This window comes from Microbacterium sp. A20, from assembly GCF_004794515.1.
In the GTDB taxonomy this organism is placed as follows: Bacteria; Actinomycetota; Actinomycetes; order Actinomycetales; family Microbacteriaceae; genus Microbacterium.
The window spans coordinates 1-25,272 of the sequence record NZ_SSDF01000042.1 but is presented as its reverse complement, the minus strand read 5'-3'; the positions used below and the strand labels follow the sequence as shown (position 1 = coordinate 25,272).

Here is a 25,272-nt window from a genome sequence, read left to right as displayed (position 1 = left end):
CGCCGACCCGCGCCGACCCGCGCCGACCCGCGTTCGCGCTGCGCGTGGTCCACGCCTCGGGCGGAAATCTCGCCGTCGGGCGGACGATCGCGGGACACGCATCCGCCCATCGCCGAGAAGTCCGCCCCACCCCGAGGCGTGCGCAAAGAGACCCCGACCCGTACACGAAGAGGGCGTCGGAGCCGAAGCCCCGACGCCCTCTCGCGACGCGACTCAGAAGTCGAAGTCGCCGATGTTGTCCGCGTCGAACACGAACGGGTCGCCCAGCAGGACCACGCCGTCGGCGCCGACCTCGTACTCGCCGAGGTCACCCGCCTCGAACGTGTCGCCTTCCTTGCCGGTGATCTCGCCCCCGACCAACGCCTTGGCCGCGAAGGCCGACAGGTAGCCGAGGTCGGCCGGGTTCCACAGCGCGAACGAGGTGACGGTGCCGTCCTCGACGTATTCGCGCATCTGGTTCGGCGTGCCGAGTCCGGTCAATGCGACCTTGCCCTTGTAGTCCGACGTGGAGAGGTAGCGTGCCGCGGCGGCGATGCCGACCGTGGTCGGCGAGACGATGCCCTTCAGCTCCGGGTGGCTCTGCAGCAGAGCCGCCGTCTTGTCGAACGAGGTCTGGTCGTCGTCGTCGCCGTAGACCGTCTCGACGATCGTGATGTCGGGGTAGTCGCTCGCGACGTACTCCTTCATGAGCTCGATCCAGGCGTTCTGGTTGGTGGCGTTGGCCGATGCCGACAGGACGGCGATCTCACCCGCGCCGCCGATCTGCTCGGCGATCTGGTCGATCTGCACCTTGGCGATGCCCTCGGAGTCGGCCTGGTTGATGAACAGGTCGCGGCATTCCGGGTTGGTGTCGGAGTCGAAGGTGACGACCTTCACTCCCGCATCCCGTGCCTCGTTGAGCGCGTCGCAGATGGCCTTCGGGTCGTTCGCCGAGACGACGAGCGCGCCGACCGCCTGCTGCGTGGCGGTGTTGATGTAGCTCACCTGGGCGTCGGGGGTGGCCTCGGCCGGGCCGACCTCGGCGAACGTGCCGCCGAACTCCTCGACGGCCTTCTTGCCGCCCTCGCTGGAGGTGTCGAAGTACGGGTTGCCGAGGTTCTTGGGCAGGAACGTGATCGACAGGTTGTCGGATCCGCCGCCCTCTCCGGAGCCTGCGTCGCCCGACCCGCTGCCGGTGTCGGCGCAGCCGGTCAGCACGAGCGCTGCGGCGACGGCCACGGCGGCGAACGCCGAGACCCTCTTGCGTGCAAACGTCATTGTTCTTCCTTTCGTGATGATCACCGCGGGCGGATGCCGACGGCGAGAGGCTGCCTCATGGTGCGGGAGAGGCTGCGACGCGGGGTGGTGGTCCGGCCTTCGCACGGACGCGCTGCGCCCAGGCGAGGACGCTGGCTGCGACGACCGAGAAGATCAGCAGGCCACCGGTGATGATGTTGATGACGTCGGAGGTGACGCCGGCGAGACGGAGGCCGCTGCCGAGCACCCCGATCAGGAGCACCGCCGCGACGACGCCGTGCAGATGCCCACGTCCGCCGAACACCGACACCCCGCCGAGGACCACGGCGGCGATCACCTGGAGCTCGAGCCCGGTGGCGTTGTCGCCGCGGGCACTGCCGAAACGGAGCGTGTAGAAGATGCCGGCGAACGCCGCGACCACACCCGAGAGCATGAAGAGGATGAACTTCGTCCGCTCCACGTGCACTCCGGAGAATCGGGCCGCGTCCTTCGAGAGTCCGATCGCGTAGATGCCCCGGCCGAACGGAGTGAAGTGCAGCATCACGACGAAGATCGCGAGCAGGATCAGGAACGGGATCACGATGTAGGGGATCGTGGTGCCGGCGATCTTGGCCTTCGCCAGTGCCGTCCACATCTCCGGGAAGTCGGTCACGGCAGTGGTCCCGAGCAAGCCGACGGCCAGCCCGCGAAACAGCGCCAGGGTGCCGATGGTGACGGCGAGCGATGGCAGCCCGACGACCGTGACGAGGAAGCCGTTGAACGCTCCGCCGATGACGCCGACCGCGAGCGCGGCCAGCGCGGCGACCTCGAACGGCGCACCCGATTCGGTGAGCACACCCGTGACGACGCTGGCGAGGCCGACCATCGAGCCGACCGAGAGGTCGATCTCCCCCGTGATCATGACCAGGGTCATCGGCAGGGCGATCAGCAGGATCGGCGCCACGTCCAGCAGCAGGTAGTTGACCGTGATGGGCTGCGCGAACCCGCGGATCGACACAGCGGACACGAGCACGACCAGCACGAGCAGGCCGATGATCGCGAACTCGCGGTTGATGAGGATGCGCCGCCACAGGGGCTGGTCGTAGTCCCGGATCACGCGGACCCCCGAGGTGGTGGTGGTCGTAGTCATGATTCGTCCCTTGCCTCGATGAGCTGCCGTCTCTGTCGTACGGCGAGCAGCCGGTCGAGCACGATCGCTCCGATGATGAGCACACCCACCACGGCGCGCTGCCAGAAGTCGGGGATGCCGAGGATGGGCAGGGCCCGGTTGATGGTCATCAGCAACATCGCGCCGATCGCCGCACCCCAGACGGAGCCGACACCGCCGGTGATCGCGATGCCGCCGATGACGGCCGCGCCGACGGCATCCAGCTCCCAGCCCGATCCCACCTGCGAGCTCACGGAGCCGTACCGCGTCACGTAGAAGACACCGGCGAGTCCCGCCAGAGCCCCGGAGAGGACGAATGCGCTGAGCACCCGGCGAGTGGTCTTCAGGCCGTAGAGCTCGGCGGCTCCCGGGTCGGAGCCGATGGCGTAGTACTCGCGGCCGCCTCTCGTGTTGCGCATGTACCAGGCGGCGAGCGCGAGGACGATGATGGCGACGATGGAGAGCACCGGGATCGTGAGGATCTGCTGGGTACCCAGGCGCAGGAAGTCCTTCGGCAGATCGGAGGGGTGCACCTGGTCGCTGCCGGTCCACAGCACGTTGATGCCGCGATAGGCATACAGCGTGCCGAGCGTGATCACCATCGCCGGCACCTTGGCGAAGGCCACCAGCGCACCGTTGACCAGGCCCAGAAGGGCGCCGAAGATCACGGCGGCGATGACCACGATCGGGATCGGGATGCCGGGGACGTCGATGAAGAGCCGTCCCGTCAGGAAGGCGGTGAGCCCCATGACCGAGCCGACCGAGAGGTCGACGTTGCGGGTGATGATGACGATCGCCTGTCCGACCGCGACGAGCACGAGGATCGACGGAGTCAGCAGCAGGTCGCGCCAGCCGTCGGCGCTGAACAGGAAGTTCGGGTTCTTCACGGTGGCCGCGATGACCACCAGCACGAGGGCCGCGAAGATTCCGAGTTCGCGCGCGCGACCGATGCCGCCGGGCTTCTTCGCGAAAGTGGGGGCGGGTGTCGCCAGTGCCGTGGTGCTCATGCGTGCTGCTCCGATGCGTGCGTGGCGGCGAACATGACGTTCTCGCTGGTGGCGTCCTCCCGGTCGAGTTCGGCGGTGATCCGGCCCTCGCGCATGACGAGCACCCGGTCGGCCATCCCGAGCACCTCGGGGAGCTCGGACGAGATCATCAGGATCCCCATCCCCTCACCCGCCAACTGCGAGAGCAGCCGGTGCACCTCGGACTTGGTGCCGACGTCGATCCCTCGGGTCGGCTCGTCGATGATGAGCACTCGCGGATCGGTGGCCAGCCACTTGGCCAGAACGACCTTCTGCTGGTTGCCACCGGAGAGCGTTGATGACACGGTGTCGAGGGCGTGCGTCTTGACCTCGAGGCGAGACGCCCAGACCTTCGCCGCACGGTTCTCCATGCCGGTGGTGATCAGGCCCCACTTGGCGAGATTGCGGCGGATGGCGAGCGTGATGTTGCCGCCGACGCTCGCATCGATCACGAGTCCCTGTTTGCGACGATCCTCCGGGACGAGGGCGAGGCCGTTGCGCATCGCGGCGGTCGGACTGCGGCGCGGAACACCGACCCCGAGCATCCGCACCTCCCCCTCGCGGTAGCCGTCCACGCCGAACACGGCGCGGGCGACCTCGCTGCGGCCGGCGCCGACGAGTCCGGCGAGGGCGACGATCTCGCCCGCGCGGACCGTGAAGGAGATGTCGTGGAAGACACCGGGGCTGGTGAGCCCGCGCACCTCGAGGAGCGCATCGCCGACCTCGGCCTCCTGCTTAGGGAAGAGCTCGGTGACGTCGCGGCCGACCATCTGCCGAACGAGGTCGTCGACCGTGGTCTCGGCGATGGGCGTCGTGTCGATGTAGGCGCCGTCGCGCATCACGGTGACGGTGTCGCACAGGTCGAACACCTCGTCGAAGCGGTGCGAGATGAACAGGATCGCGCGGCCCTCGTCGCGCAGGCTCCGCGCGACCGCGAACAGCCGATCGACCTCGACCCCGCTGAGCGCCGCGGTCGGCTCGTCCATGATCAGCACGCTGGCGTCGAGGGAGATGGCCTTCGCGATCTCGATGATCTGCTGGTCGGCGATCGAGAGTCCCTCGGTGATGCGATCGGGGTCGAGCGCGACGCCGAGGCGGCGGAAGATCTGGTCGACCTCGGTGCGCATGGCCTTGCGGTCGATACGGCCGAGGGCTCCCGTCGGCTGCCGTCCCATGAAGATGTTCTCGGTGACGGAGAGGTCGGGGAAGAGCGTCGGCTCCTGATAGATCACCGCGATGCCCGCTGCCTTCGACTGGGCCGTGCTCGTGAAGTCGACGTCTTCGCCGTGCAGACGGAAGTCGCCCGAGTCGCGGCGGTAGAGCCCGGCCATGATCTTCACGAGCGTCGACTTGCCGGCGCCGTTCTCGCCGATGAGGGCGTGGATGGACCGCGACCGCAGCGTGAGGCTTCCGGAGCGGAGCGCGATCACGGGTCCGAAGGACTTCACGACACGGTGCAGCTCGAGCGCTGTGGGGGGAGCACTGCGGACGGGTGCTTCGTCGACCACTGGCTTTCCTCTCCGTTGAGGGGGATGATGTTCGGAATGAATCAACCTGAATCGATTCAGGTAGGTTTCAGGCTAGTGTATGTGATGCGGGCCGCAGGTCAACCCCTGATGCCCGAACCGTGATCCACCCGACGACGAGAGGACGGACGTGCCGGTCAGCATCCGCGATGTCGCCCTCCGCGCCGGGGTGTCCGTCGGCACCGTCTCGAACGTCCTCAACCGTCCGGAAGAGGTCTCCAGCGATTCGGTGGCACGCGTGAGCCGGGCCATCGAGGAACTCGGGTACGTGCGCAACGACGCCGCCCGAAAGCTGCGCGCGGGCATCAGCACGACCGTCGGCTTCGTGGTCCTCGACGGGCAGAACCCGTTCTACAGCGACGTGGTGCGCGGAGCCGAAGACGAGGCGTCCAGCCACGGCATCGCGATCCTCTACGGCAACACCGACGACGACCCGTCTCGCGAGAAGGTGTACCTCGACCTCTTCCGCGAACAGCAGGTGCGCGGTCTCCTGATCGCCCCGTACGGCGACGTCATGACGCAACTGCGCCGTTTCCGCGCCAGCGGCATCGCGACGGTGCTCGTCGACAGGTTCAGCGCCGACAGCGGCTTCTCATCGGTCTCCGTCGACAGCGTTGCGGGCGGGCGGCTGGCGGTCGAGCACCTGATCGAGGCGGGACGACGACGCATCGCCTTCGTCGGCGGGCCCTTCGACATGCGCCAGGTCACCGACCGGCTCGCCGGGGCGCGCGCCGCCGCCGAGAACGCGTCGGTGCACGTCGACCTCGAAGTCGTGCCCACCTCCGCCATGACGGTGGAGGAGGGGGCGTCCGCCGGCGCGAAGCTGCTCACCCGCCCGCGCCGCGAATGGCCGGACGCCCTGTTCGCCGCGAACGACCTGCTGGCGCTCGGCCTGCTGCAGTCACTCGTCGCCGGCGGTCGGGTGCTCGTCCCCGACGAGATCGCGCTCATCGGGTTCGACGACATCCCCTTCGCTGCGGCGGCCGCGGTGCCGCTCTCGTCGATCCGCCAGCCCAGCCGGATGATCGGGCGCACGGCCCTGCGCATCGTGCTCGAAGAGGCGTCCGACCCCGAGAGCATCCCCCGGCAGACCGTCTTCCCGCCCGAGCTGATCGTGCGGCGCTCGACCACCGGCTGAGCCGAGACCCCGCTTTCGCGTCGAGACCCCGCCCTGTCTGCGCAGAAAAGGCGGGGTCTCGACGCGAGTCGGGGGTCTCGCGAGGGCGTTACCCCTTCACCGCTCCCCCGAGGCCGGCCGAACGCAGGAACACCGACTGGAAGAGCAGGAACATCGCGATGGGGATCAGTGTGGCGATCGCGAGGGCCGCGAGGAACACATCGAGCTCGGTCTGCGACTGCACGGCGGGCAGCCGCACCGACAGCGGTTGCACCGACGGATCCGGCAGCACGAGCATGGGCCAGAGGTAGTCCTTCCAGGCAGCGATGATCGCGAACACCGAGACCACCCCGAGGATCGGCTTCGACATCGGCAGCACGATCGACCAGAAGAGCCGGAAGGGCCCGGCGCCATCGGTGCGCGCGGCCTCGAACACCTCGCGCGGAAGCGAATCGAAGAAGCGCTTGACCAGCAGGATGTTGAAGGCGTTCGCCCCCATCGGCAGCCACACCGCGAGGTAGTTGTTGAGCAGGCTCACGTCTCCGAGCAGCGGCGGATGCACGATCGTCAGATACAGCGGCACCAGCAGCACGATCCCGGGGATGAACAGCGTCGCCAGCACCAGGGCGTTCAGGATCGGCGCGTACTTCGGCTGCAGCACCGAGAGCGCGTAGCCCGCTGTCGTCGCGATGAACAGCTGCACGAACCAGGCGCCGAGCGCGATGATCACCGTGTTGAAGAAGTACTGGTCGATGTGGATGTCGTTCCACGCGGTCGACAGGTTCTCCCAGTCCATGCCGTTCGGCCACAGCGCGAACGGCTGCTGCAGGGTGTCCTGCGTCGGCGTGATCGCCGACTTCGCCAGCCACAGGATCGGGCCGAGACCGGCGACGACCAGACCGACCGCGAGGAACACGTGCGTGAGGGACATCCCGATGCGGATGCCGGGGCGACGGCGCTCCGAGTCGGAGATGACCGTGCGATCACCGACGGTGTCGGCGGCCTTCTCCGCCGCCTTCTCTGCGGCACGGGTCGAGAGGCGGGTGGTGAGGCTCACGTCGTGCTCCAACGGTCGGTCAGTTTGAAGTACAGCCAGGAGAGCAGGGCGAGCACGACCGCGAGCAGCACCGAGACGGCCGTCGCCTCGCCGTAGTCGCCACCCAGGCTGTTGCGGAAGGCCTTGTCGTAGATGTACAGCAGCACGGTCTTGGTCGCTCCGGCGGGCCCGCCCCCGGTGAACAGGAACGGTTCGAGGAAGACCTGCGCGGTGGCGATCACCTGCAGGATCAGCATGATGAAGAGGATGCCGCGCAGCTGCGGCAGCGTGACGTGCCAGACCTTCTTCCAGATGCCGGCACCGTCGACCTCGGCCGCGTCATAGAGCTCAGGCGGCACACCCAGGAGAGCGGCGAGGTAGATGATGATCGACCCGCCGGCTCCGGCCCATGTGGCTTCGAGCACGAGCGACGGCATGGCCTGCACCGCGTCCTGGATCCACGGCTGCGGCGGGATGCCGACGAAACCGAGCACAGTGTTGAACACGCCGGACGGGTCGGCGCTGTAGAAGAACTTCCACAGCAGCACCGCCACCACGGGCGGGATCACGACCGGGAGGTAGGCGAGGGCCGAGTAGATGCCCTTGCCGCGGCGCACCTCGCTCATCAGCACTGCCATCAGCAGCGGCAGCGGGAACCCGAAGAGCAGCGCGAGCACGGCGAACCACAGCGTGTTGATCACGGCGCGGCCGAGCTCGGGGTCGCCGATCACGGCGAGGTAGTTGTCGAACCCGACCCATTCGGAGACGATCAGGTTCGTCTTCTGCAGGCTCATGATCACGGACTGCACGATCGGCGACCAGGAGAAGAACACGAACACGAACAGCATGGGGAGCACGAACAGGAGGTTCGCGAGCCCGCCGCCGCGGAACCACGTGAGCGGTGAGCGGCGGCGAGAGGTGCGCACAGCGGGCGGCGGAGAGTCCTCCACCGCCGCCCGCTGCTCGGGGAGCGTCATCGTCATGAAGCGTTACTCGTCGAGCTTCGCCTGCGCGTCGGTCTGCACCTGGGCGAGCAGCGCGTCGATGTCTGCGTTCTGATCGGTGAGAACCTTCTGCACGACGGTGTCGAGGAGCGCGTAGACCTCCTGGGTCTTCACCTTCGGCTCACCGACCGGCGTCTGGTCCCAGATGCGGTCGCTGAACGGCGCCATCTGGTCGACGGGCACGTTGATGTAGTCGGCGATCCACTCCTGCGACTCGTCGTACAGCTCGCGGCTGAGCACCGGAAGCAGCGGGGTGCCGACGGCCTGACCGGACTCGTTCAGGGTCTTCGCGTCGAGCACCGCCGCGTCCTCGTCCATGAGCTTCTGCATGTAGTACCAGTCGATCCAGGTGACGCCGGCGGCCTTCGTCGCCTCGTCGACGGTGGGGCTGATCACGGCGATGTCACCGCCGCCGAGCGTGCCGGGGTCGTCGCCCTCCATCGGGACGACCGTCATCCCGTAGATCGCCGAGTCCATGCCGAAGTCGCGCACGAGCGCGGTGTAGATGTCGGAACCGGAGGTGTACATGCCGATGTTGCCGGCCGCGAACTCCTGGTTGATGGTTCCCCAGTCCAGGTCGACCTTGGAGCCGAAGGCGTTGTCCTCCCACTTGACGTCGTGCAGGAACTGCAGCGCGGCCTTGGTGGCGTCGTTGTCGATCGTGGACTCGGCGGTGCCGTCGCCGTTGTCGGTCTGCGTCCGACCGCCGCGCGCCACCGTCTGGGACGTCAGCTGCCACCCGCCGGTGTTGTTGATCGCCATCTGCGCGTAGCCGGCCTTGCCCGTGGCATCCGTGATGGCCTTGGCCGCTTCGCGGATCTCGTCCCACGTCTCCGGCGGGTTGTCCGGGTCGAGCCCTGCCTGCGTGAACAGGTCGCGGTTGTAGTGCAGCGCGGCAGCGTACGCCTGGCGCGGGAAGCCGTAGATCTTGCCGTCGTCGCCCGTGACGCCGTCGAGGATGATCGGGTTGAACTTGTCGGTGTAGCCGAGTTCGTCGACCGCATCGGTCACGTCCATCAGCTGGCCGTTCTCGAGCAGGGTCTTGGAGTCGGTGAACGGCACGGTGAAGACGTCTGGCAGGCTTCCGCCGGCGAGCTGCACGGCGAAGGTCGGCCCCTCCCACTCGTACTCGACGCCCACGATGTCGATGTCGGGGTGTTCCTTCTCGAACTGCTTCTCCTGTTCGGCGAATGCCTCATACGCGGCCGCGTCCGCTCCCGGGGGGAACGTCGCGACGCGCAGCTCGGTCTTGCCGTCGGCACTGTCGTCGCCTCCGCTCGACGTGCAGCCGGCAAGAGCGCCGACCGCCGTGAGCACGGCGACGCCGGCGACGAGGGCCTTCATCGGTGACTTCATTGTCTGTGTCCTTCCATGTGGTGCTGATCAGTGGTGCAGGGCTAGTCGGTCGCTCTCGGCGAGCGCCCTGGGGCGATGCGGAGCGCGAGCCAGGCAGTGGAGTCCGGGGGCAGCACGCCGTCGAGCGGAGCGCTGGAGAGGAGCACCTCGTGGTGGGCAGGAAGCGGCACGGGCACGGCGCCCAGGTTGGTGATGCTGACGGTTCCGTCGCCACGGCGGAACGCGAGGACGTCCGCTCCGAGTTCCAACCACTCCAGGTCGCTGCCGGCGAAGTCGGCGGTCCGCTTGCGCAGCGCGATCGCCGCGCGGTAGAGGTTCAAGGTCGAGGAGGGGTCGGCGTCCTGCGCCTCGACGGTGAGCGTCGCCCAGTCGTCCGGCTGCGGGAGCCACGGGGTGCCGCCGAAACCGTACGGGGTCGCCGCTCCCGCCCAGGGCAGGGGAACCCGGCATCCGTCGCGCCCCGGATCGACGCCCCCGGAGCGGAAATGCATGGGATCCTCGATCGCGTCGAGCGGCAGCTCGACCTCGGGGAGTCCGAGCTCGTCGCCCTGGTAGATGTAGAGACTGCCGGGGAGGGCGGCGACGAGCAACGACGCCGCCCGGGCACGACGCGCGCCTCGAACGGCATCCGTCGCGGTGCCGAACCGCTTGCGCTCGAACGCGAACGACGAATCGGCCTGCCCGTAGCGGGTGACCGGCCGGGTGACATCGTGATTCGACAGCACCCAGGTCGCCGGAGCGCCGACGGGGGCGTGCTCGGACAGAGTGCGCGTGATGGAGTCACGCATCGCCTGGGCGCTCCACGGCTGCGTCATGAATCCGAAGTTGAAGGCGGTGTGCATCTCGCCAGGGCGCAGGTAGCGGGCGAAGCGCTCCGCGTCGTCGATCCAGACTTCGCCGACCAGCACGCGCTCGCCGTCGTACTCGTCGGCGACGGCACGCCATTCGCGGTAGATGTCGTGCAGCTCGTCGCGGTCGATGTGCGGATGCCCTGACGTCGGCGCCGTTCCTGCGGGGAGGTCGGGCAGCGCCGGGTCCTTGACCGGGAGGGCGGCCGAGTCGATGCGCACGCCGGCCACTCCGCGGTCGAACCAGAAGCGCAAGACGTCCTCGTGCTCGCGGCGCACGTCCGGGTGGTTCCAGTTGAGATCGGGCTGCTGGGGTGTGAACAGGTGCAGGTACCACTCCCCCGGCGTGCCGTCCGCGTTCCGTGTGCGCGTCCACGTCTCGCCTTGGAAGCTCGACACCCAGTTCGTCGGCATCTGCTCGCCGTCCGCGCCTCGGCCGGGGTGGAACCAGAAGCGCTCCCGCTCCGGGCTCCCCGGCTCCGCCGCCAGTGCCTGCCGGAACCACTCGTGCCGGTCGGAGATGTGGTTCGGCACGATGTCGACGATCGTGCGGATGCCGTGTTCGAGCGCCTCGGCGATCAGCTGCTCCGCCTCCTCGAGCGAACCGAAGCGCGGGTCGATCCGCCGATAGTCCTGCACGTCGTAGCCGCCATCGGCGAGCGGGCTCTCATACCAGGGCGTGAACCACAGAGCGTCGACGCCGAGGCTCTTCAGGTAGGGCAACCGCGAGCGCACGCCGGCGAGATCGCCGATCCCGTCGCCGTTGCCGTCCGCGAAGCTGCGCACGTACACCTGGTAGATCACCGCCGTGCGCCACCATCCCTCACCCGCGGGCATGGTCAGCGTGCGTGCGGGTGCGGCCGTGCGCAGAACGTCGGTGTCCACGGATCTCCTCGTCGTCGGTGGCGATGAGTTGAATGTAGCTTTTCCAAGTGATTGACGCAAGAACTAAACAGATTGTTGGAATTTTGCAATGTCTTGCAGGCGCACAGAAGCCCTCGCCCATCGGGATCCGGTCAGGCCAGCGGACCCGTCGAGGAGCGCAGCACCAGCTCGGGCTCGAACAGCAGCTCGTCGCTCGGCTGGGAGGTGCCGGCGATCTGCGCGAGCAGCAAAGCGATGATCGCGCGCCCCATCGACTCGATCGGCTGCCGCACCGTGGTCAGCGGCGGTTCGGTGCAGCTCATCAGCGCCGAGTCGTCGAACCCGACGATGCTCACATCCCCCGGCACCGACAGCCCCGCGCGACGTGCGGCCCGCACGGCGCCGAGTGCCATCGGATCACTCGCACACACGATGGCCGTGGCCCCGGCGGCGAAGAGTCGCGCCGCACCGGCCTGCCCCGACTCGAGCGAGTACATGCCCCGCACGACGAGGTCGTCCGACAGCGGCGCTCCGAGCTTCTCGAGCAGTCGGCGGGCAGCGTCGAGCTTGCGCTGCGAAGGCACGTGGTCCGCCGGCCCCAGCAGCAGGCCGATGCGGCGGTGCCCCAGCTGGTGCATGTGCAGGACCGCCTGCTCGGCCGCGGCCGCATCGTCGGTCGAGACGGTCGCGAACTGCAGTTCGGGGACGCGGGCGTTGACGAGCACGGTCGGCAGGTTCACCTGGCGCAGCCGCTCGTAGTGCTCGTGCGCGGCGTCCGCCTGCGTGTAGTTTCCGCCGAGGAAGATCACGCCAGACACCTGCTGCGCGAGGAGCAGGTCGACGTAGTCCGACTCGGTCACCCCGCCGGCGTTCTGCGTGCACAGCAGCGGGGTGTATCCGTTCTGAGTGAGCGCGCCGCCGACGATCTCGGCGAACGCGGGGAAGATCGGGTTCTGCAGCTCGGGCAGCACCAGGCCGACCAGGCGGGCGCGTTCGCCGCGCAGCTTCGTCGGGCGCTCATAGCCGAGCACATCGAGCGCGGTCAGCACCGCCTGGCGGGTGGCATCGGAGACGCCGGGCTTGTCGTTCAGCACCCGGCTGACCGTGGCCTCGCTCACACCGACCTTGCGCGCCACCTCGGCGAGTCGCTTCGACATGGGGTCAGTGTACGCAAGTTCTTGCAAGACTGCGCAAACGCCTTGCGCCGTCTCAGTCTGGTGTCAGCGGACGTTGCCGTTGGAGCAGGTCTCCTGAGCGGCCGAGTTGCCCTTGATCGAGTCGGGCAGCGCCACGACGTTCTCCGGGGTCGCGGAGGGATCGGGGGTCGCCTCCTCGGTCGGCGCGGTCGGCTCCGTCGGTTCCTGCACGACGACACCGTCGTTGCTGTTGTTCTCGTGCGTGATCTGCAGCTGCGCGTTCGCCTCGATCGCGTCCCAGAGCGCCGCGGCCGCCTCCTCGTTGGGGACGACCTTGTTCGGGTCGGCGTAGTCGGCACCGGTCGGGTACTGCACGAAGACGATGTCCTCGAACGGGACGGACTTCACGGCGAGCGCGATCTGGACGAGCGTCATCGGGTTGTTCGCCAGCGATGTGCTGGCCTCGAGGTTGCTCAGCGCGGTGTTCGCCAGCTTGAGCATGACCGGCACGTTGCCCAGCACCTCGCCGCTGATCATCTTGCGCGCGAGACTCGACATGTACTGCTGCTGGTTGCCGATACGGCCGAGGTCACTGCCGTCGCCGACACCGTGACGGGTGCGAAGGAACTGCAACGCCTGAAGACCCTCGACCGTGTGCGTTCCCGCGGCCATGTCCAGGCCGGTGTAGCGGTCCTTGATCGGGTTCGCCAGGCACACGTCGACACCGCCGATGGCGTTGGTGATCTCGATCACGCCGCCGAAGGTCACGGATGCCGCGAACTGGACCTCCTGGCCGGTGAGCTCGGAGATCGTCTTGACGACGCAGTTCAGGCCGCCGTCCGTGTACGCCGTGTTGAGTGGCTGCTTGCTCATCGCCGAGTGGACGTTGCCCTCGTCGTCGGTGCACTCCGGGATCGGGAGCATCAGGTCGCGCGGGAAGCTGACGACGGTGATCCGACGGGGCTCCTGAGAGACGTGCACCAGCAGGTTGACGTCGTTGAGCGTGCCCTCGGCGTCGCCCCCGGTGCACCGGTCACCGAAGAGGTCCTTGTACTTCTCCTCGCAGGTGTCCACTCCCGTGAGGACGAGGTTGAAGCCGCTCTCGTACTCGCCGATGTCCGGCGGGACGACCTCCTGGCCCTCCAGATCGACGGCGTTCGCCGCGACGGTGCTCGAGAAGTCGTACGCGATGTAGACGCCGACGCCGAATCCGCTGACGAGCACCACGGCCAGGCCGATCGCGATGAACTTCAGCAGCTGGCTGAGCGAGCTGGGCGTCTCCAGCTGACCGTGCCGTGCGATGGTGCGGCGGCGTCGCGTGTTGTCGCTCACTCGTACCCTTTCGGATTCAGCACCGGTGCGGGGTCACCGTGCTCGCTGTGCGGAGGGTGTGGGATTCGAACCCACGAGACATCTCTGCCCACTGGTTTTCAAGACCAGCTCCATCGGCCGCTCGGACAACCCTCCTCGACAGACGCATCTGTCGACAAGGCGTGAGTCTAGCCGAGTTCTATTCTCCCGCGCTGACCTGGGCGGGTGCTGGAAGCGTGTCGAGCGCCTGCGCCAGCCCGCCGTCCTCGACGTCGGCGGTGACCTCGCTCGCGGCGTCCTTCACCTCGTCGGGAGCCTGCCCCATCGCCACGGCGCGCCCCTCGAGTGCGCGCGCCCAGCCGAACATGCCGATGTCGTTGCGCCCGTCGCCGGCGACCAGGATGCGCCCGCCGTCGAGCCCGAGCTCGGTGCGCACCTGCTCCAACGCGGTGCCCTTGTCGACGCCCTGCGGGGCGATGTCCAACCACGCGGTCCAGCCGATCGCGTAGGAGACCTCGTTGAGGCCGGCGTCCGCCACGAGGCGGTGGAAGTCGTCTTCGTCATGGCCGGGCGAGACGACCACGATGCGGGAGACCGGCAGCGCGCCGAGTTCTTCGAAGTCGACCTGCCGGCCGCCGTCGAGCGTCCAGTCGTCGAGCTGCTCGGTGAACAGCCGCTGCCCCGAGGCGAGTTCGACCATGTACCGGGCGTCCGGAAGACGGTCGCGCAGCAGTCCGAGCACCGGAGTCGGGTCGAAGGTCTCGACGTTCCAGCGCTCCCAGTCGTCGCCGTCACGGCGCATCGTCACGGCGCCGTTGGAGCACACGACGTAGTCGGCGGTGAGGCCGAGCTCCTCGACGTAGCGTCGCGTGGCCATCCAGCTGCGCCCGGTCGCGATCGTCACCACGTGTCCGGCATCGCGCACGCGCGCGACGGCCTCGGGGACACCCGGACTCATCGTCTCGTCCTGCAGCAGGATGGTGCCGTCGACGTCGAGCCCGACCAGCCAGGGGCCCGTCACCGAGCTGCCCGCCCGTCGCCGAGGGGCTGGATCACTTCGAGCCCGCCGAGGTACGGACGCAGCACCTCCGGCACGCGCACCGATCCGTCTTCCTGCTGGTGCGTCTCGAGCAGGGCGACGATCCAGCGCGTGGTGGCCAGCGTTCCGTTCAGAGTGGCGACGTGCTGTGTCTTCGCGGCGCCCTGAGCGGCAGCATCCGTCGCATCGACGGCGGGACGGTGCCGCACGTCGAGGCGGCGCGCCTGGAAGGTCGTGCAGTTCGACGTGGAGGTGAGCTCTCGGAACGCCCCCTGCGTCGGCACCCACGCCTCGATGTCGTACTTGCGTGCCGCGCTCGAGCCGAGATCACCCGCGGCGACATCGATCACGCGGTAGGCGAGCCCGAGGGAGGTGAGCATCTCCTCCTGCAGCGCGACGAGGCGCAGGTGCTCTGCCTCGGCCTCTTCTGCGGTCGTGTAGACGAACATCTCGAGCTTGTTGAACTGGTGCACCCGGATGATGCCGCGGGTGTCCTTTCCGTGCGAACCCGCTTCGCGGCGGTAGCAGGTCGACCAGCCCGCGTAGCGGAGGGCGCCGTCGGCGAGGTCGACGATCTCGTCCTTGTGGTACCCGGCGAGCGCGACCTCGCTGGTTCCGACGAGGTACAGATCGTCATCCTTGTCGAGGTGGTAGACCTCGTCGGCGTGCTCGCCGAGGAACCCGGTGCCCTGCATGATCTCGGGGCGCACGAGGGTCGGCGTGATCAGGGGCACGAACCCGTTCTGCAGCGCCTTGTCGAGCGCGAGGTTCATGAGGGCGATCTCGAGGCGTGCGCCGATGCCGCGCAGGAAGTAGAAGCGCGCGCCGGAGACCTTCGCACCGCGCTCCATGTCGATCGCGCCGAGGAGCTCACCGAGCTCGAGGTGGTCACGCGGCTCGAAGTCGAATGCGGGAACCTCGCCCACCCGACGCAGCTCGACGAAGTCGGCCTCGCCGCCGGCGGGGACGCCGTCGATGACGACGTTCTCGATGCGGGCGAGAGCTGCGGATGCCGCCTCCGCCGCTTCGTTCGACGCGTGCTGCGCCTGCTTCACGCGCTCGGCGAGGTCCTTCGCCTGCGCGACGAGGGCGGCCTTCTCCTCCTTGGGAGCCTTCGCGACCAGCTTGCCGAACGCGTTCTGCTCGGCGCGCAGCTCCTCGAACGCGGAGAGTGCGGCCCGGCGCGATCGATCGGCCTCGAGTGCGACGTCGACGGTGCTCTGGTCGTTTCCACGGGCAGCCTGTGAACGGCGGACGATCTCCGGGTTTTCGCGGAGGAGTGCGAGGTCGATCATCTCCCAAGTCTACGGTGCGGTGCCGCCGCGCCGAGCGGCCCCCTCCGCCTCACCCCATCAGGGTGAGCGACCCGGCCGCGTCCCGGTTTAGAGTAGCGCCATGACCACCAGCGCCCCCGTTCTCCGACAGGCGGCGCTCATCTACAACCCGATCAAGGTCGACGGCAAGCATCTGCGCGAGACCGTTCGCGATCTGTCGCGCGAGGCCGGATGGGACCACCCGGCCTTCTATCCGACGACGATCGAGGACGCCGGGCAGGGCGCGACCGCGCAGGCACTCGCGCGCAACGTCGACGTCGTGCTGGTCGCCGGTGGCGACGGGACCGTGCGCGCCGTCTCGGAGGCGATCGCGAACTCCGGAGTGGCATTGGCGATCCTGCCGAGCGGCACCGGCAACCTGCTCGCGCGCAATCTCGGCCTGCCGCTCGCCGATCCGGCCGAGATGATCCGTGCGGCCCTCGGCGATTTCCGGCATCCGATCGACATCGGTCGCGCGCGGCTGACCCGTGAGAACGGCGACGAGGAGGAGCACGCGTTCGTGGTGCTGGCCGGCATGGGGCTGGACGCCGACATGATCGCGAACACGCGCTCCGACCTGAAGAAGTCGGTGGGGTGGATCGCCTACGTCGACGGTGCAGCCCGCTCCCTCCCCCGCGCGAAGCCCTTCCGCGCCGTGTATCAGGTCGATGAAGGACGACTGCATTCGCACCGCGCCTACAGTCTGCTCTTCGCCAACTGCGGCACCCTTCCCGCCGGCATCGCCCTCATCCCGGACGCGTCGATCACGGATGCCGCTCTCGACGTCGCCGTCATCCAGCCCACCGGAGTGCTCGGCTGGTTCGCCGTGTGGCGCAAGATCTGGTGGGACAACTCCGTGCTGCGGCGCTTCCGCGCAGGTCGCCGTGTGCTCGAACGTCGCGGCAAGAACGCGTCGGTGCACTACTTCCATGGAGCCGCGGCCGAGGCCGCCGCTCCCGCACCGATCCCGATCGAGCTCGACGGCGACGAGTTCGGCGCCGCCGTGCGCATCACGTGCTGGGCCGACCCCGGCGCACTCCTGCTCGCGCTGCCGCCCGGCCACCCGGTGCACATGCTGTGAGGCGGGTGGCGCCCGTCAGCGCTTACGTCGCTTGATCGCCATCACCACGCTGATCACGGCCAAGAAGATGAGCGTGGCCCAGAAGATCACCACGGTTACCCGCAGGGGTCAGCGAACCTCGACCGTGCCGTCGAGTCCACCGCCGACCAGCGTCAGCGTGAAGGTGCCGTCGTCGTCGACCGTGTCCTCCCCGAACGCGAGCAGGGTCGCGCGGGGTGCCATGTCCATCGTGCAGACCTGATTCTCGTCGGTAACGAAGTACGCGGTTCCGGTGTTTCCCGCGCCCTCGAGAGACTCGATCTGCGGCAGGCAGGTCGAAGATCCCCAGGTGAGCAGCACGAGGCCGTCGTCGTCGAGCCAGGCGGCGGAGGGCTGGAACTCGGTCGTGGTTCCCGGGGTGCCGGTGGCGGCCGGGTCACCGTCGAGGTCGACGTCGTCGGTGAGGTCGCCGTATGTCACGTTCAGGGTGATGTCCGACTTCGGGTCGACGCCCTCCGGCAGCGCGCCGAGGCTCGCCCGCGGAGCGAGATCCTTCGTGCACGGCTTCGGCGATTCGCCCTCGGGGTCGACGAGCGTCACGGTGACGGTCTGCCCCTCGGCCGTGACCTGATCGACCTGCGGCACGCACGTCGACGAGCCCACGGTGATGACGGCGAACATGCGGCCGTCGTCGAGCAGCGCGCCCTCGAAGTCGTTCTGGTCGTCGACGTCTCCCGCACCGGGAGCCGGCGAACTCGACGGGGCGTCGGAACCGGGGCCGGCGGTGCATCCCGCGACGAGGAGCGCCGCAGCGACGAGACCGACGACGGAGGCGAGCGGACGGAGCACAGAGGTCATGCTCACAGGGTAGCCCGCGGCCAGATCGCCCCGGTAGCCCGGACGCGCCGTGCCGACTACTGCAGGGCCGAGGTCAGGCGGGCGAGGTTGTCGAGCACCGTCGAGCGCAACGGCTGCTGCATCCACTCCTCGAGCGTGAGTTCGCGGCTGAGCGAGCGGTACTTGTCCTCGACCTCGCGCATCTCCTTCACGAACTCCTCGCCGCGCACCAGCATCGAGACCTCGAGATTCAGACCGAAGGAGCGCATGTCCATGTTGCTGGAGCCGATGACCGCGACTTCGTCGTCGATCGTGAGGGTCTTGGTGTGCAGGATGTACGGTTTGCGGTACATCCAGATGCGGACGCCGGCTTTGAGCAGCACCTCGTAGTAGCTGCGCTGGGCGTGGTACACCATCGCCTGGTCGCCCTCTTCCGAGACGAAGAGCTCGACGTGGACACCGCGATCGACGGCCGCGGTCACGGCGAGCAGCAGCGCCTCGTCGGGGACGAAGTAGGGGCTGACGATCATGATCTTCTTCTTCGCCGCATACAGCAGCCCGAGGAAGAGGCGCAGGTTGTTCTCGACCTCGAACCCCGGACCCGACGGCACGACCTGGCAGTCGAGGTCCCCCGAGCCGATGTTCGCGTGGGCGATGTCGATCCCCTCGAGCACCGTGTCGGTCTCGCTGTACCAGTCGGCGACGAAGATCGCATTCACGCTCAGCACCACAGGGCCGTCGAGGCGGACCATGAGGTCGACCCAGTGCAGCCCGCGCTTGATGTTCTTCGGCAAGTTGTAGGTCGAGTCGGTGATGTTCTGCGATCCGAGGAACGCGATGTTGCCGTCGACGACGAGCAGCTTGCGGTGATTGCGCAGATCGGGACGCTGCATCTTGCCCTTGAGCGGCTGCACGGGCAGCATCAGATGCCAGTCCGCGCCCATCGCGTTGAGTCGGGCGATGGTCTGCTTGTAGCGCGGTTTGCCTCGGTTCGCCCAGTGATCCAGAAGCACCCGCACCTCGACTCCTCGAGCCGAGACCTCTTCGAGGGCGCGGAAGAAGTTGTCCGTCGACGTGTCGGACTGGAGGATGTAGAACTCGACGTGCACGTAGTCCTGGGCGGTGCGGATGGCTTCGGCCATCTCGTCGAGGGACTCCTGGTAGTCGGATATCAGGTGCGCGCCGTTGTCACCCGAGAGCGGAAGCGCCCCGAGCCTCTGATTCATCTGGACGATCGGACCGAACCAGGCGGGGGCGTTCGGGCGCAGCGTCCCGAAGTGCAGGTGCTCGCTCGTCTCGGCGATGTACTCGTTGATCTGGTCCTGTTTGCGTCGACGCGCGCGCGGCAGTCGCGGGTTTCCGATCAACAGGAAAAGGAAGACTCCGACGAACGGGATGAAGAACACGGCGAGGAGCCAGGCCATCGCGGCGGTCGGGCGACGATTGCGCGGGATGACGATGATCGCCGTGACGCGGATGACGATGTCGAGCACCAGCAGGAAGGCGGCGAACCACCAGCCCCAGGTCTCTGCCGTCATCGTGCACCCTCCCCACCGCGGTGACGATCACCTCGGGAGCGCGCCCATGCCGGCGCGCTGGCTTCACAGTAGCGGATGGGTGGGACTCAGACGCGCGGCGGAAGACCCCGGGCCGCGCGCTCCTCCGCCTCGATCTGGGCGTGGACCTTGCGCTCCGTGCGGTCGAAGCGGAGGATCCCGCGGAGCACGAAGACGAACACGACGCTCACCCCGATGGTCGGCAGAAGCGACCAGGCCGCGGCGAGCCAGAAGTTGTCCATCACCCCATGGTACGCGAGCCACTCCTCGTGCACATCGCCGCGCGTTCAGGTTCTGCATCCACAACGCCGCTTTTCCGACCCCGCGGGCTCGTGGCTCCGAGACACTCTCGGGATGACAACACTGCTTCGCGCCACCGATTCCGCCGCATTCCTCGGCATCGTCCCCACTCTCGCGGGTTTCACTCCTCGTCGGAGCATCGTGCTGCTGCCTTTCCACGGCACGCGCACCGACGGGGCCATGCGACTCGATCTGCCCCCTGACGGTGCCGATATCGAGGCATATGCCGACGCTGCGGTCAGCCTCCTCGCTCGCGTCCGGGGAACGGATGCCGTCGCCGTGGTCGTATACACCGACGAGGAGCCAGAGGCCACCCGCGACGGTCTCGTCCTCCCACATGCCGTGGCCGTCGACGAACTGCTCGGCTGCGCGGAAGACGCCGGGCTCCGCATCGTCGACGCGCTCTGCGTGACACCGTCGGGGTGGTCGAGCTATGTGGAGCGTGACCCGGACCTCCACCCGCTCGCAGAGATCTGCTGCCCATCCGAGGGTCCGGATGCACCCGGCATCTCGGAGGATCAGGCTGCGGGGGCCCGCCTTCCGGATGTGGATCTCGCCGAGAAGGAAAGGGTGGGAAGAGCGGCACTCGAGCTCGCGGCGCTGCTCGACGAAGACGGAGAGGCAAAGGGGCGGGTGACCGGGCGGGAGAATCCGCAGCTGATCGCCGCGCTCGTGCTGCTCGAAGACGTGCCCGCCTTCTTCGAATCGGTGCTCTCGGCACCCGATGCCCTCCCGCCGTATGCGACTGCGACGCTGCTGTGGTGCATGGAGCGACCGTTGCTCCGAGATGTCGCGATCGCGCAGTGGGCGAGTGACTTCGCGGGAGGCGTCCGCGCGCTCGACGCGCAGACCGCGTTCGCGAAATCGGGCGAGATGGTCCCCGATGAGCTCGGGCGACTGTTCCTTGGCCAGGGTCCGGCTCCGGACTTCGATCGGCTCCGCCTCGCGCTCGCCGTCGTCCGCGAGGCGGCCGCACGGGCACCGCGCGCTGCCCGACCGGCACCACTGACCGCGGCGGCGTGGCTGTCGTGGGCTCTCGGCCGAGCCAGCCACGCCGCTCGCTATCTGGAGCTCGTGCGCGAGATCGACCCTCGATACTCGCTCGCCGCCCTGCTGGAGACCATGATCGCCGGCGCGATGCTTCCGGAGTGGGCGTTCCGCAGAAGCTCGGCGGCATGACCGTCGAGCATCGAGACCTACTTGACCAGCGGGAAGAGGATGGTCTCGCGGATGCCGAGGCCGGTGATCGCCATCAGCAGACGATCGATCCCCATGCCCATCCCACCGGACGGCGGCATACCGTGCTCGAGCGCCCGCAGGAACTCGTCGTCGACCGGCATCGCCTCCACGTCGCCGCGCGCGGCGAGCTTCGCCTGCGCCTCGAACCGCTCGCGCTGGATCACGGGATCGACGAGCTCGGAGTACCCGGTCGCCAGCTCGAAGCCCCGGATGTACAGGTCCCACTTCTCCACGACGCCGGAGATCGAGCGGTGCTCGCGCACGAGGGGGGACGTGTCGACCGGGAAGTCCATCACGAAGGTCGGGCGAACAAGATCACCCTTCACGAAGTGCTCCCACAGCTCCTCGACGAGCTTGCCGTGGGTGGCCTGCGGTGGCAGGTCGACGTCGTTCGCCTCGGCGAACGCGATGAGGTCCTCGACCGAATCCTGCGGCGTGATCGTGCGACCGACTGCCGCAGAGAGCGATTCGTACATCGAGATGCGGTCCCACTCACCGCCGAGGTCGTACTCGGTGCCGTCGGCCCAGGTCACCGTCGTCGAACCGGCGACGGCGATCGCCGCCTTCTGCACGAGTTCCTGCGTGAGCGCGGCCATCTGGTTGTAGTCGCCGTACGCCTGGTAGGCCTCGAGCATCGCGAACTCGGGGCTGTGCGTGGAGTCGGCTCCCTCGTTGCGGAAGTTCCGGTTGATCTCGTACACGCGCTCGATGCCGCCGACGACCGCGCGCTTCAGGTAGAGCTCGGGCGCGATGCGCAGGTAGAGCTCGGTGTCGAACGCATTCGAGTGGGTGACGAAGGGGCGAGCGGAGGCGCCGCCGTGCTGCACCTGCAGCATCGGGGTCTCGACCTCGAGGTAGTCGTGGCTCGTGAACGTCGCACGCAGGCTGGCGTTCACCGCGGCACGGGCACGCACGGTGGTTCGCGCCTGCTCACGGACGATGAGGTCGAGGTAGCGGCTGCGCACGCGCCCTTCCTCACTGAGCTCGGAGTACGCGTTGGGAAGCGGGAGGATCGCCTTGGAGGCGATCGCCCAGCCGTCGGCCATGACCGACAGCTCCCCGCGGCGGCTGGAGATGACTTCACCGTGGACGAAGACGTGGTCGCCGAGGTCGACGTACTCCTTCCAGTCCGCGAGCGACTCCTCGCCGACGTTCGCGAGCGAGATCATCGCCTGGATGCGCGAGCCGTCGCCGGCCTGCAGAGTGGCGAAGCACAGCTTCCCCGTGTTGCGGCTGAACACGACACGACCCGCGATACCGACGACGACGCCCGTCTCGGCGCCGGCCTCGAGCTCGCCGTACTCCGCGCGCAGCGCCGGGATCGTGTGCGTGACCGGCACGCCGACCGGGAACGCTCCGCCGCCCGCATCCGTCCGCTTCTCGATCAGACGCTCGCGCTTTGCGAGGCGCACGGCCTTCTGCTCGTGGACGTCCTCTTCGGGAGAAGGGTCGGTCGAGGCCGATTCGGGCGCGGCAGACGCGTCAGTCATGTGGGGGCTCCTTGGAAGTCCTTCCCAGTTTACCGAGGCGGCGCGCGACCCCAGGGCACGCGCTGGGTAGCCTCGAAGAATGGCCCATCCACGGATCCTCCGCGCGTTCGCCGCCCTCTCGCTCGCGTTTGCCGCGGTCGCCACTCCCGCCACGGCCGCCGCCGACACCACGGCCGCCGCCGACGCCGGATCGGGACTCGGGCCGCACGTGCGCGCGGTGGCGGCGTCAGACGACGTGAACGACTTCTCCTACGCCTCGTGGGATGCCGTGTACGAAGTCGGGCTCGATGACGAGGGCCGCGCGCGGATGCACGTGACCGAGACCTTGGTCGCCCGCTTCCCGGAAGCAGACCAGAATCACGGCATCGTCCGCGGACTCACGACCGCTTACGAGGGGGCGAGCACCGAGACGCGAGTGCTTTCCGTGACCGATGAGGATGGCCAGGAGGTGCCCTATGAGACCGACGAGGAAGACGGGCTGCTGTACGTTCTCACCGGCGACGACGACAACTACGTGCACGGGCTCACCACGTACGTGATCGAGTACGAGATGCGCGATGTGGTCCTCGCGACGAAGCCGGCTGCGGGGTCCTCGACCCCGGCGGTGGACGAGTTCTACTGGAATGTGCTCCCCCTCGACAGCACGCAGCCGATCGAGCGGTTCCGCACCGACATCGCGTTCGATGAAGAGCTGGGCGCAGCGCTCACCGGATCGACGCGCTGCTACACCGGGCCATCGGGATCCCGGGCGGAGTGCGAGCTGCGGGGCCCCCAGACCGATGGCCGCGTGACGGTGTTCGGCGTCGAGTCGGGAGAGCGTCCGGCCGGCGACGGCGTCACTGTGGCGATCGGGTTCGAGTCGGGCACGGTCACCCAGCCCCTCGCGCGCACACCCGACCCGGTCGGCGACGTCGCCCCGTTCGTCGCAGCCGCGGGAGCCGCGGGGCTGTCGGTCGGCAGCTGGTTCGCGGTGTCGGCATTCACTCGGAGACGCCGGGTGGCCACCGGAATCGTCGTGGCTCAGTATGACGTGCCGGATTCCCTGCCCCCACTCATCGCGGCGACGGCCATCGCCGGGGCGAAGGACGTGATCCCCGCAGAGATCGTGCACCTCGCCGTGCGCGGAGCCCTGCGCATCGAAGAAGGCCTGGAGGCCGAAGAGCCGCGCTTGCGCCGCCTGCCGGAGGTGACGGGACCGGACGAGCTCGACGCGGAGGCGCTGGAAGCGCTGTTCCTCGACGCCGATGCCGAAGGCGTGGTCGACCTGCCGGCCGCCGATGAGGCATTCGCCGCTCGCATGACCGCCCTGCAGCAGAGCGGGACGACGGCTGCCGCATCCCGAGGCTTCACCGAGAGGGTGCGCAGTCGCGGCGCCGTGATCCTGCAGTGGTGCGCGATCGGTGTCGCCCTGATCGGACTGGGCCTCGGAATCTGGGCGGCCACCAGCGGCCGCCTCTCCGCGATCCCCGCGCTCGTCGTGATGTCGATCGTGGCCTTCCTCGTGTTCCTGTCGAGCGTGTACGCCTTCTCGAAGCACACCGTCCTCACGGCCGAGGGAGCGCGCGTCTCCGAGTACCTGCAGGGTGTGAAGGAGTTCATCCGCGTCGCAGACGCCGACCGTCTGCAGATGCTGCAGTCGTACAGCGGCGCCGAGCGCCGGCCGGAGGGCACGGCGGACGTCATCCACGTCTACGAACGGCTCCTCCCCTACGCGATCCTCTTCGGCTTGGAAGACGAGTGGGGCGACGTGCTCGAGCGTGCGTACGCGCAGGCTCAGCGAGGCGCTTCCTGGATCGGCGACCCGGCCTCGTTCGCTCTTCGCATGCAGCTGGCTTCGTTCATGGCCTCGTCGCAGTCCGCGGCGACGTACTCCGCACCGTCGACGGGCTCCTCGTCGAGCGCCGGAGGATCGTTCGGCGGCGGATTCTCCGGGGGTGGAGGAGGCGGAGGCTTCTCAGGCGGACGATGAGCCGCCGGCACTCTCAGAGCATGGGAGGGGAGTCGGATGCTTCGCGCAGCGCCCGCTCGACCGTCGACTGCACCAGCGCCGACAGGTAGCCGCCCGGGTTCTCCACGCCGAGCTCGCGCAACCGGGCAGTCGACTGACCGATGATCGACCGCGAGAACTCGGTGGCCGTCGCGATCGCGTCGGCATAGGCCGCTCGATCCGCCTCGGCGATCACGACCGGCTCGCACCCGATCTCCACGGCGAGCGCCTGGGCGATCGGCAGCACCGCGGCGGGAGCTGTGACCGCGGCGAAACCCGCCTGCAGCTGACGCAGGTCGATCGAGGTTCCGGTGAAGGTGATGGCGGGATGCACAGCGAGCGGGATCGCGCCTCGCTCTGCGGCCGGCTGCAGCACGTCGATCCCGTACGCGGGATCGGTGTGCAGCACGAGTTGACCGATCTGCCAGCCCCCGACCTCGGCGATGCCGGCCACCAGCGACGGCAGTTGCTCGGTGGGCACCGCGATGACCACGAGCTCGGCTCGACGCACGACCTCCAGCGCGTCGAGCACGGGCACATCCGGCAGCACGGCAGAGGCGCGCTCGTCATCGGAGCCGCTCGTGATCCCGATCACGGCGTGCCCCGCCCCGCCGAGCGCCGCACCGATCACCGGACCGACACGTCCCGCGCCGATGATGCCGACGCCGAGGCGTCCGTCCCGCGCCACAGTCACTCCTCCGGCTGATCCGACGGTGCGGGCGGAGGCGTCCTCCGACGCCGGAGCTGCGGCTCTGCGGGAGGAGCTGGTGGTTGCGTCGCGGCCGGCGCGGGCGCAGGTGCAGACGGGGCAGCGGCAGGTGCCGGCGGTGCGGCAGCCGGTGCGG

General features: G+C 68.5%; 21 protein-coding genes and 1 tRNA gene. 4 read left to right on the top strand and 18 right to left on the bottom strand.

What is annotated here, in order from left to right:
* Window positions 1–213: 213 nt before the first annotated feature.
* From rhaS to DW298_RS02600, 4 genes are read right to left on the bottom strand one after another with little or no spacing between them, the layout of a single operon-like run.
* Window positions 214–1,257, bottom strand: coding sequence for a rhamnose ABC transporter substrate-binding protein (rhaS, locus tag DW298_RS02615; protein ID WP_136040955.1), 1,044 nt, complete (start codon window positions 1,255–1,257; stop codon window positions 214–216).
* Window positions 1,258–1,312: 55 nt separating this feature from the next.
* Window positions 1,313–2,365 (bottom strand): ABC transporter permease, encoded by a 1,053-nt coding sequence (locus DW298_RS02610; RefSeq protein ID WP_136040954.1) that lies wholly within the window; start codon window positions 2,363–2,365, stop codon window positions 1,313–1,315.
* Window positions 2,362–3,390: an ABC transporter permease gene (locus DW298_RS02605; protein ID WP_136040953.1), complete on the bottom strand. Its 1,029-nt coding sequence runs from the start codon at window positions 3,388–3,390 to the stop codon at window positions 2,362–2,364. Before DW298_RS02605 ends, DW298_RS02610 begins: the two co-directional genes overlap by 4 nt.
* The gene (locus tag DW298_RS02600; RefSeq protein ID WP_136040952.1) at window positions 3,387–4,916 is read right to left on the bottom strand and encodes a sugar ABC transporter ATP-binding protein; all 1,530 of its coding nucleotides are present in this window, start codon (window positions 4,914–4,916) and stop codon (window positions 3,387–3,389) included. Before DW298_RS02600 ends, DW298_RS02605 begins: the two co-directional genes overlap by 4 nt.
* A 148-nt stretch (window positions 4,917–5,064) precedes the next feature.
* Here DW298_RS02600 and DW298_RS02595 point away from each other — a divergent pair, with 148 nt between their 5' ends.
* Window positions 5,065–6,072 carry a LacI family DNA-binding transcriptional regulator gene (locus DW298_RS02595; RefSeq protein WP_136040951.1) on the top strand — a complete coding sequence of 336 codons (1,008 nt, stop codon included), beginning with the start codon at window positions 5,065–5,067 and terminating at the stop codon, window positions 6,070–6,072.
* A gap of 88 nt (window positions 6,073–6,160) precedes the next feature.
* Here DW298_RS02595 and DW298_RS02590 read toward each other — a convergent pair whose 3' ends face one another.
* The 9 genes from DW298_RS02590 to serS all read right to left on the bottom strand — a co-directional run bounded on the left by DW298_RS02590 (window position 6,161) and on the right by serS (window position 15,940).
* Window positions 6,161–7,108, bottom strand: a complete 948-nt coding sequence (locus DW298_RS02590) for a carbohydrate ABC transporter permease (RefSeq protein ID WP_136040950.1) — start codon at window positions 7,106–7,108, stop codon at window positions 6,161–6,163.
* Window positions 7,105–8,070: a sugar ABC transporter permease gene (locus DW298_RS02585; RefSeq protein ID WP_205820230.1), complete on the bottom strand. Its 966-nt coding sequence runs from the start codon at window positions 8,068–8,070 to the stop codon at window positions 7,105–7,107. Before DW298_RS02585 ends, DW298_RS02590 begins: the two co-directional genes overlap by 4 nt.
* 6 nt (window positions 8,071–8,076) lie before the next feature.
* Window positions 8,077–9,447 (bottom strand): extracellular solute-binding protein, encoded by a 1,371-nt coding sequence (locus DW298_RS02580; protein ID WP_136040949.1) that lies wholly within the window; start codon window positions 9,445–9,447, stop codon window positions 8,077–8,079.
* A gap of 41 nt (window positions 9,448–9,488) precedes the next feature.
* Window positions 9,489–11,132: a glycoside hydrolase family 13 protein gene (locus DW298_RS02575; RefSeq protein ID WP_205820232.1), complete on the bottom strand. Its 1,644-nt coding sequence runs from the start codon at window positions 11,130–11,132 to the stop codon at window positions 9,489–9,491.
* Window positions 11,133–11,311: 179 nt separating this feature from the next.
* Window positions 11,312–12,316 carry a LacI family DNA-binding transcriptional regulator gene (locus DW298_RS02570; RefSeq protein ID WP_136040947.1) on the bottom strand — a complete coding sequence of 335 codons (1,005 nt, stop codon included), beginning with the start codon at window positions 12,314–12,316 and terminating at the stop codon, window positions 11,312–11,314.
* A 63-nt stretch (window positions 12,317–12,379) separates the two neighbouring features.
* Complete coding sequence (locus DW298_RS02565) at window positions 12,380–13,627, bottom strand: LCP family protein (protein WP_136040946.1); 1,248 nt, start codon at window positions 13,625–13,627, stop codon at window positions 12,380–12,382.
* A gap of 50 nt (window positions 13,628–13,677) precedes the next feature.
* A tRNA-Ser gene (locus tag DW298_RS02560) sits at window positions 13,678–13,762 on the bottom strand.
* 43 nt (window positions 13,763–13,805) lie between these two features.
* Window positions 13,806–14,627: an HAD family hydrolase gene (locus tag DW298_RS02555; protein WP_136040945.1), complete on the bottom strand. Its 822-nt coding sequence runs from the start codon at window positions 14,625–14,627 to the stop codon at window positions 13,806–13,808.
* Window positions 14,624–15,940 carry a serine--tRNA ligase gene (gene serS, locus DW298_RS02550; protein ID WP_136040944.1) on the bottom strand — a complete coding sequence of 439 codons (1,317 nt, stop codon included), beginning with the start codon at window positions 15,938–15,940 and terminating at the stop codon, window positions 14,624–14,626. The genes DW298_RS02555 and serS overlap by 4 nt, the downstream gene beginning before the upstream one ends.
* 100 nt (window positions 15,941–16,040) lie before the next feature.
* Here serS and DW298_RS02545 point away from each other — a divergent pair, with 100 nt between their 5' ends.
* Entirely contained in the window at window positions 16,041–17,039 is a 999-nt protein-coding gene (locus DW298_RS02545) for a diacylglycerol kinase family protein (RefSeq protein ID WP_136040943.1), read from the top strand.
* A 108-nt stretch (window positions 17,040–17,147) separates the two neighbouring features.
* Here the strand turns inward: DW298_RS02545 and DW298_RS02540 are convergent, their stop codons facing one another.
* From DW298_RS02540 to DW298_RS19190, 3 genes are all read right to left on the bottom strand, one after another.
* Window positions 17,148–17,876: a hypothetical protein gene (locus DW298_RS02540; RefSeq protein WP_136040942.1), complete on the bottom strand. Its 729-nt coding sequence runs from the start codon at window positions 17,874–17,876 to the stop codon at window positions 17,148–17,150.
* A 56-nt stretch (window positions 17,877–17,932) separates the two neighbouring features.
* Window positions 17,933–19,393, bottom strand: coding sequence for a cardiolipin synthase (gene cls, locus DW298_RS02535; RefSeq protein WP_136040941.1), 1,461 nt, complete (start codon window positions 19,391–19,393; stop codon window positions 17,933–17,935).
* A gap of 86 nt (window positions 19,394–19,479) precedes the next feature.
* Window positions 19,480–19,653, bottom strand: a complete 174-nt coding sequence (locus DW298_RS19190; protein WP_167381640.1) for a hypothetical protein — start codon at window positions 19,651–19,653, stop codon at window positions 19,480–19,482.
* A 112-nt stretch (window positions 19,654–19,765) separates the two neighbouring features.
* Here DW298_RS19190 and DW298_RS02530 point away from each other — a divergent pair, with 112 nt between their 5' ends.
* On the top strand, window positions 19,766–20,890 hold the full coding sequence (locus tag DW298_RS02530) for a DUF4192 family protein (RefSeq protein ID WP_136040940.1): 1,125 nt from the start codon (window positions 19,766–19,768) through the stop codon (window positions 20,888–20,890).
* Between the two features lie 17 nt (window positions 20,891–20,907).
* Here the strand turns inward: DW298_RS02530 and lysS are convergent, their stop codons facing one another.
* Window positions 20,908–22,440 carry a lysine--tRNA ligase gene (lysS, locus tag DW298_RS02525; RefSeq protein WP_136040939.1) on the bottom strand — a complete coding sequence of 511 codons (1,533 nt, stop codon included), beginning with the start codon at window positions 22,438–22,440 and terminating at the stop codon, window positions 20,908–20,910.
* A 79-nt stretch (window positions 22,441–22,519) separates the two neighbouring features.
* Here lysS and DW298_RS02520 point away from each other — a divergent pair, with 79 nt between their 5' ends.
* Window positions 22,520–24,409 (top strand): DUF2207 domain-containing protein, encoded by a 1,890-nt coding sequence (locus DW298_RS02520; protein WP_136040938.1) that lies wholly within the window; start codon window positions 22,520–22,522, stop codon window positions 24,407–24,409.
* 13 nt (window positions 24,410–24,422) lie between these two features.
* On the opposite strand, the gene DW298_RS02515 is transcribed toward DW298_RS02520, so the two are convergent.
* A complete protein-coding gene (locus tag DW298_RS02515) occupies window positions 24,423–25,115 on the bottom strand; it encodes a DUF2520 domain-containing protein (RefSeq protein ID WP_136040937.1) in 693 nt (230 codons plus the stop codon).
* Window positions 25,116–25,272: the final 157 nt, after the last annotated feature.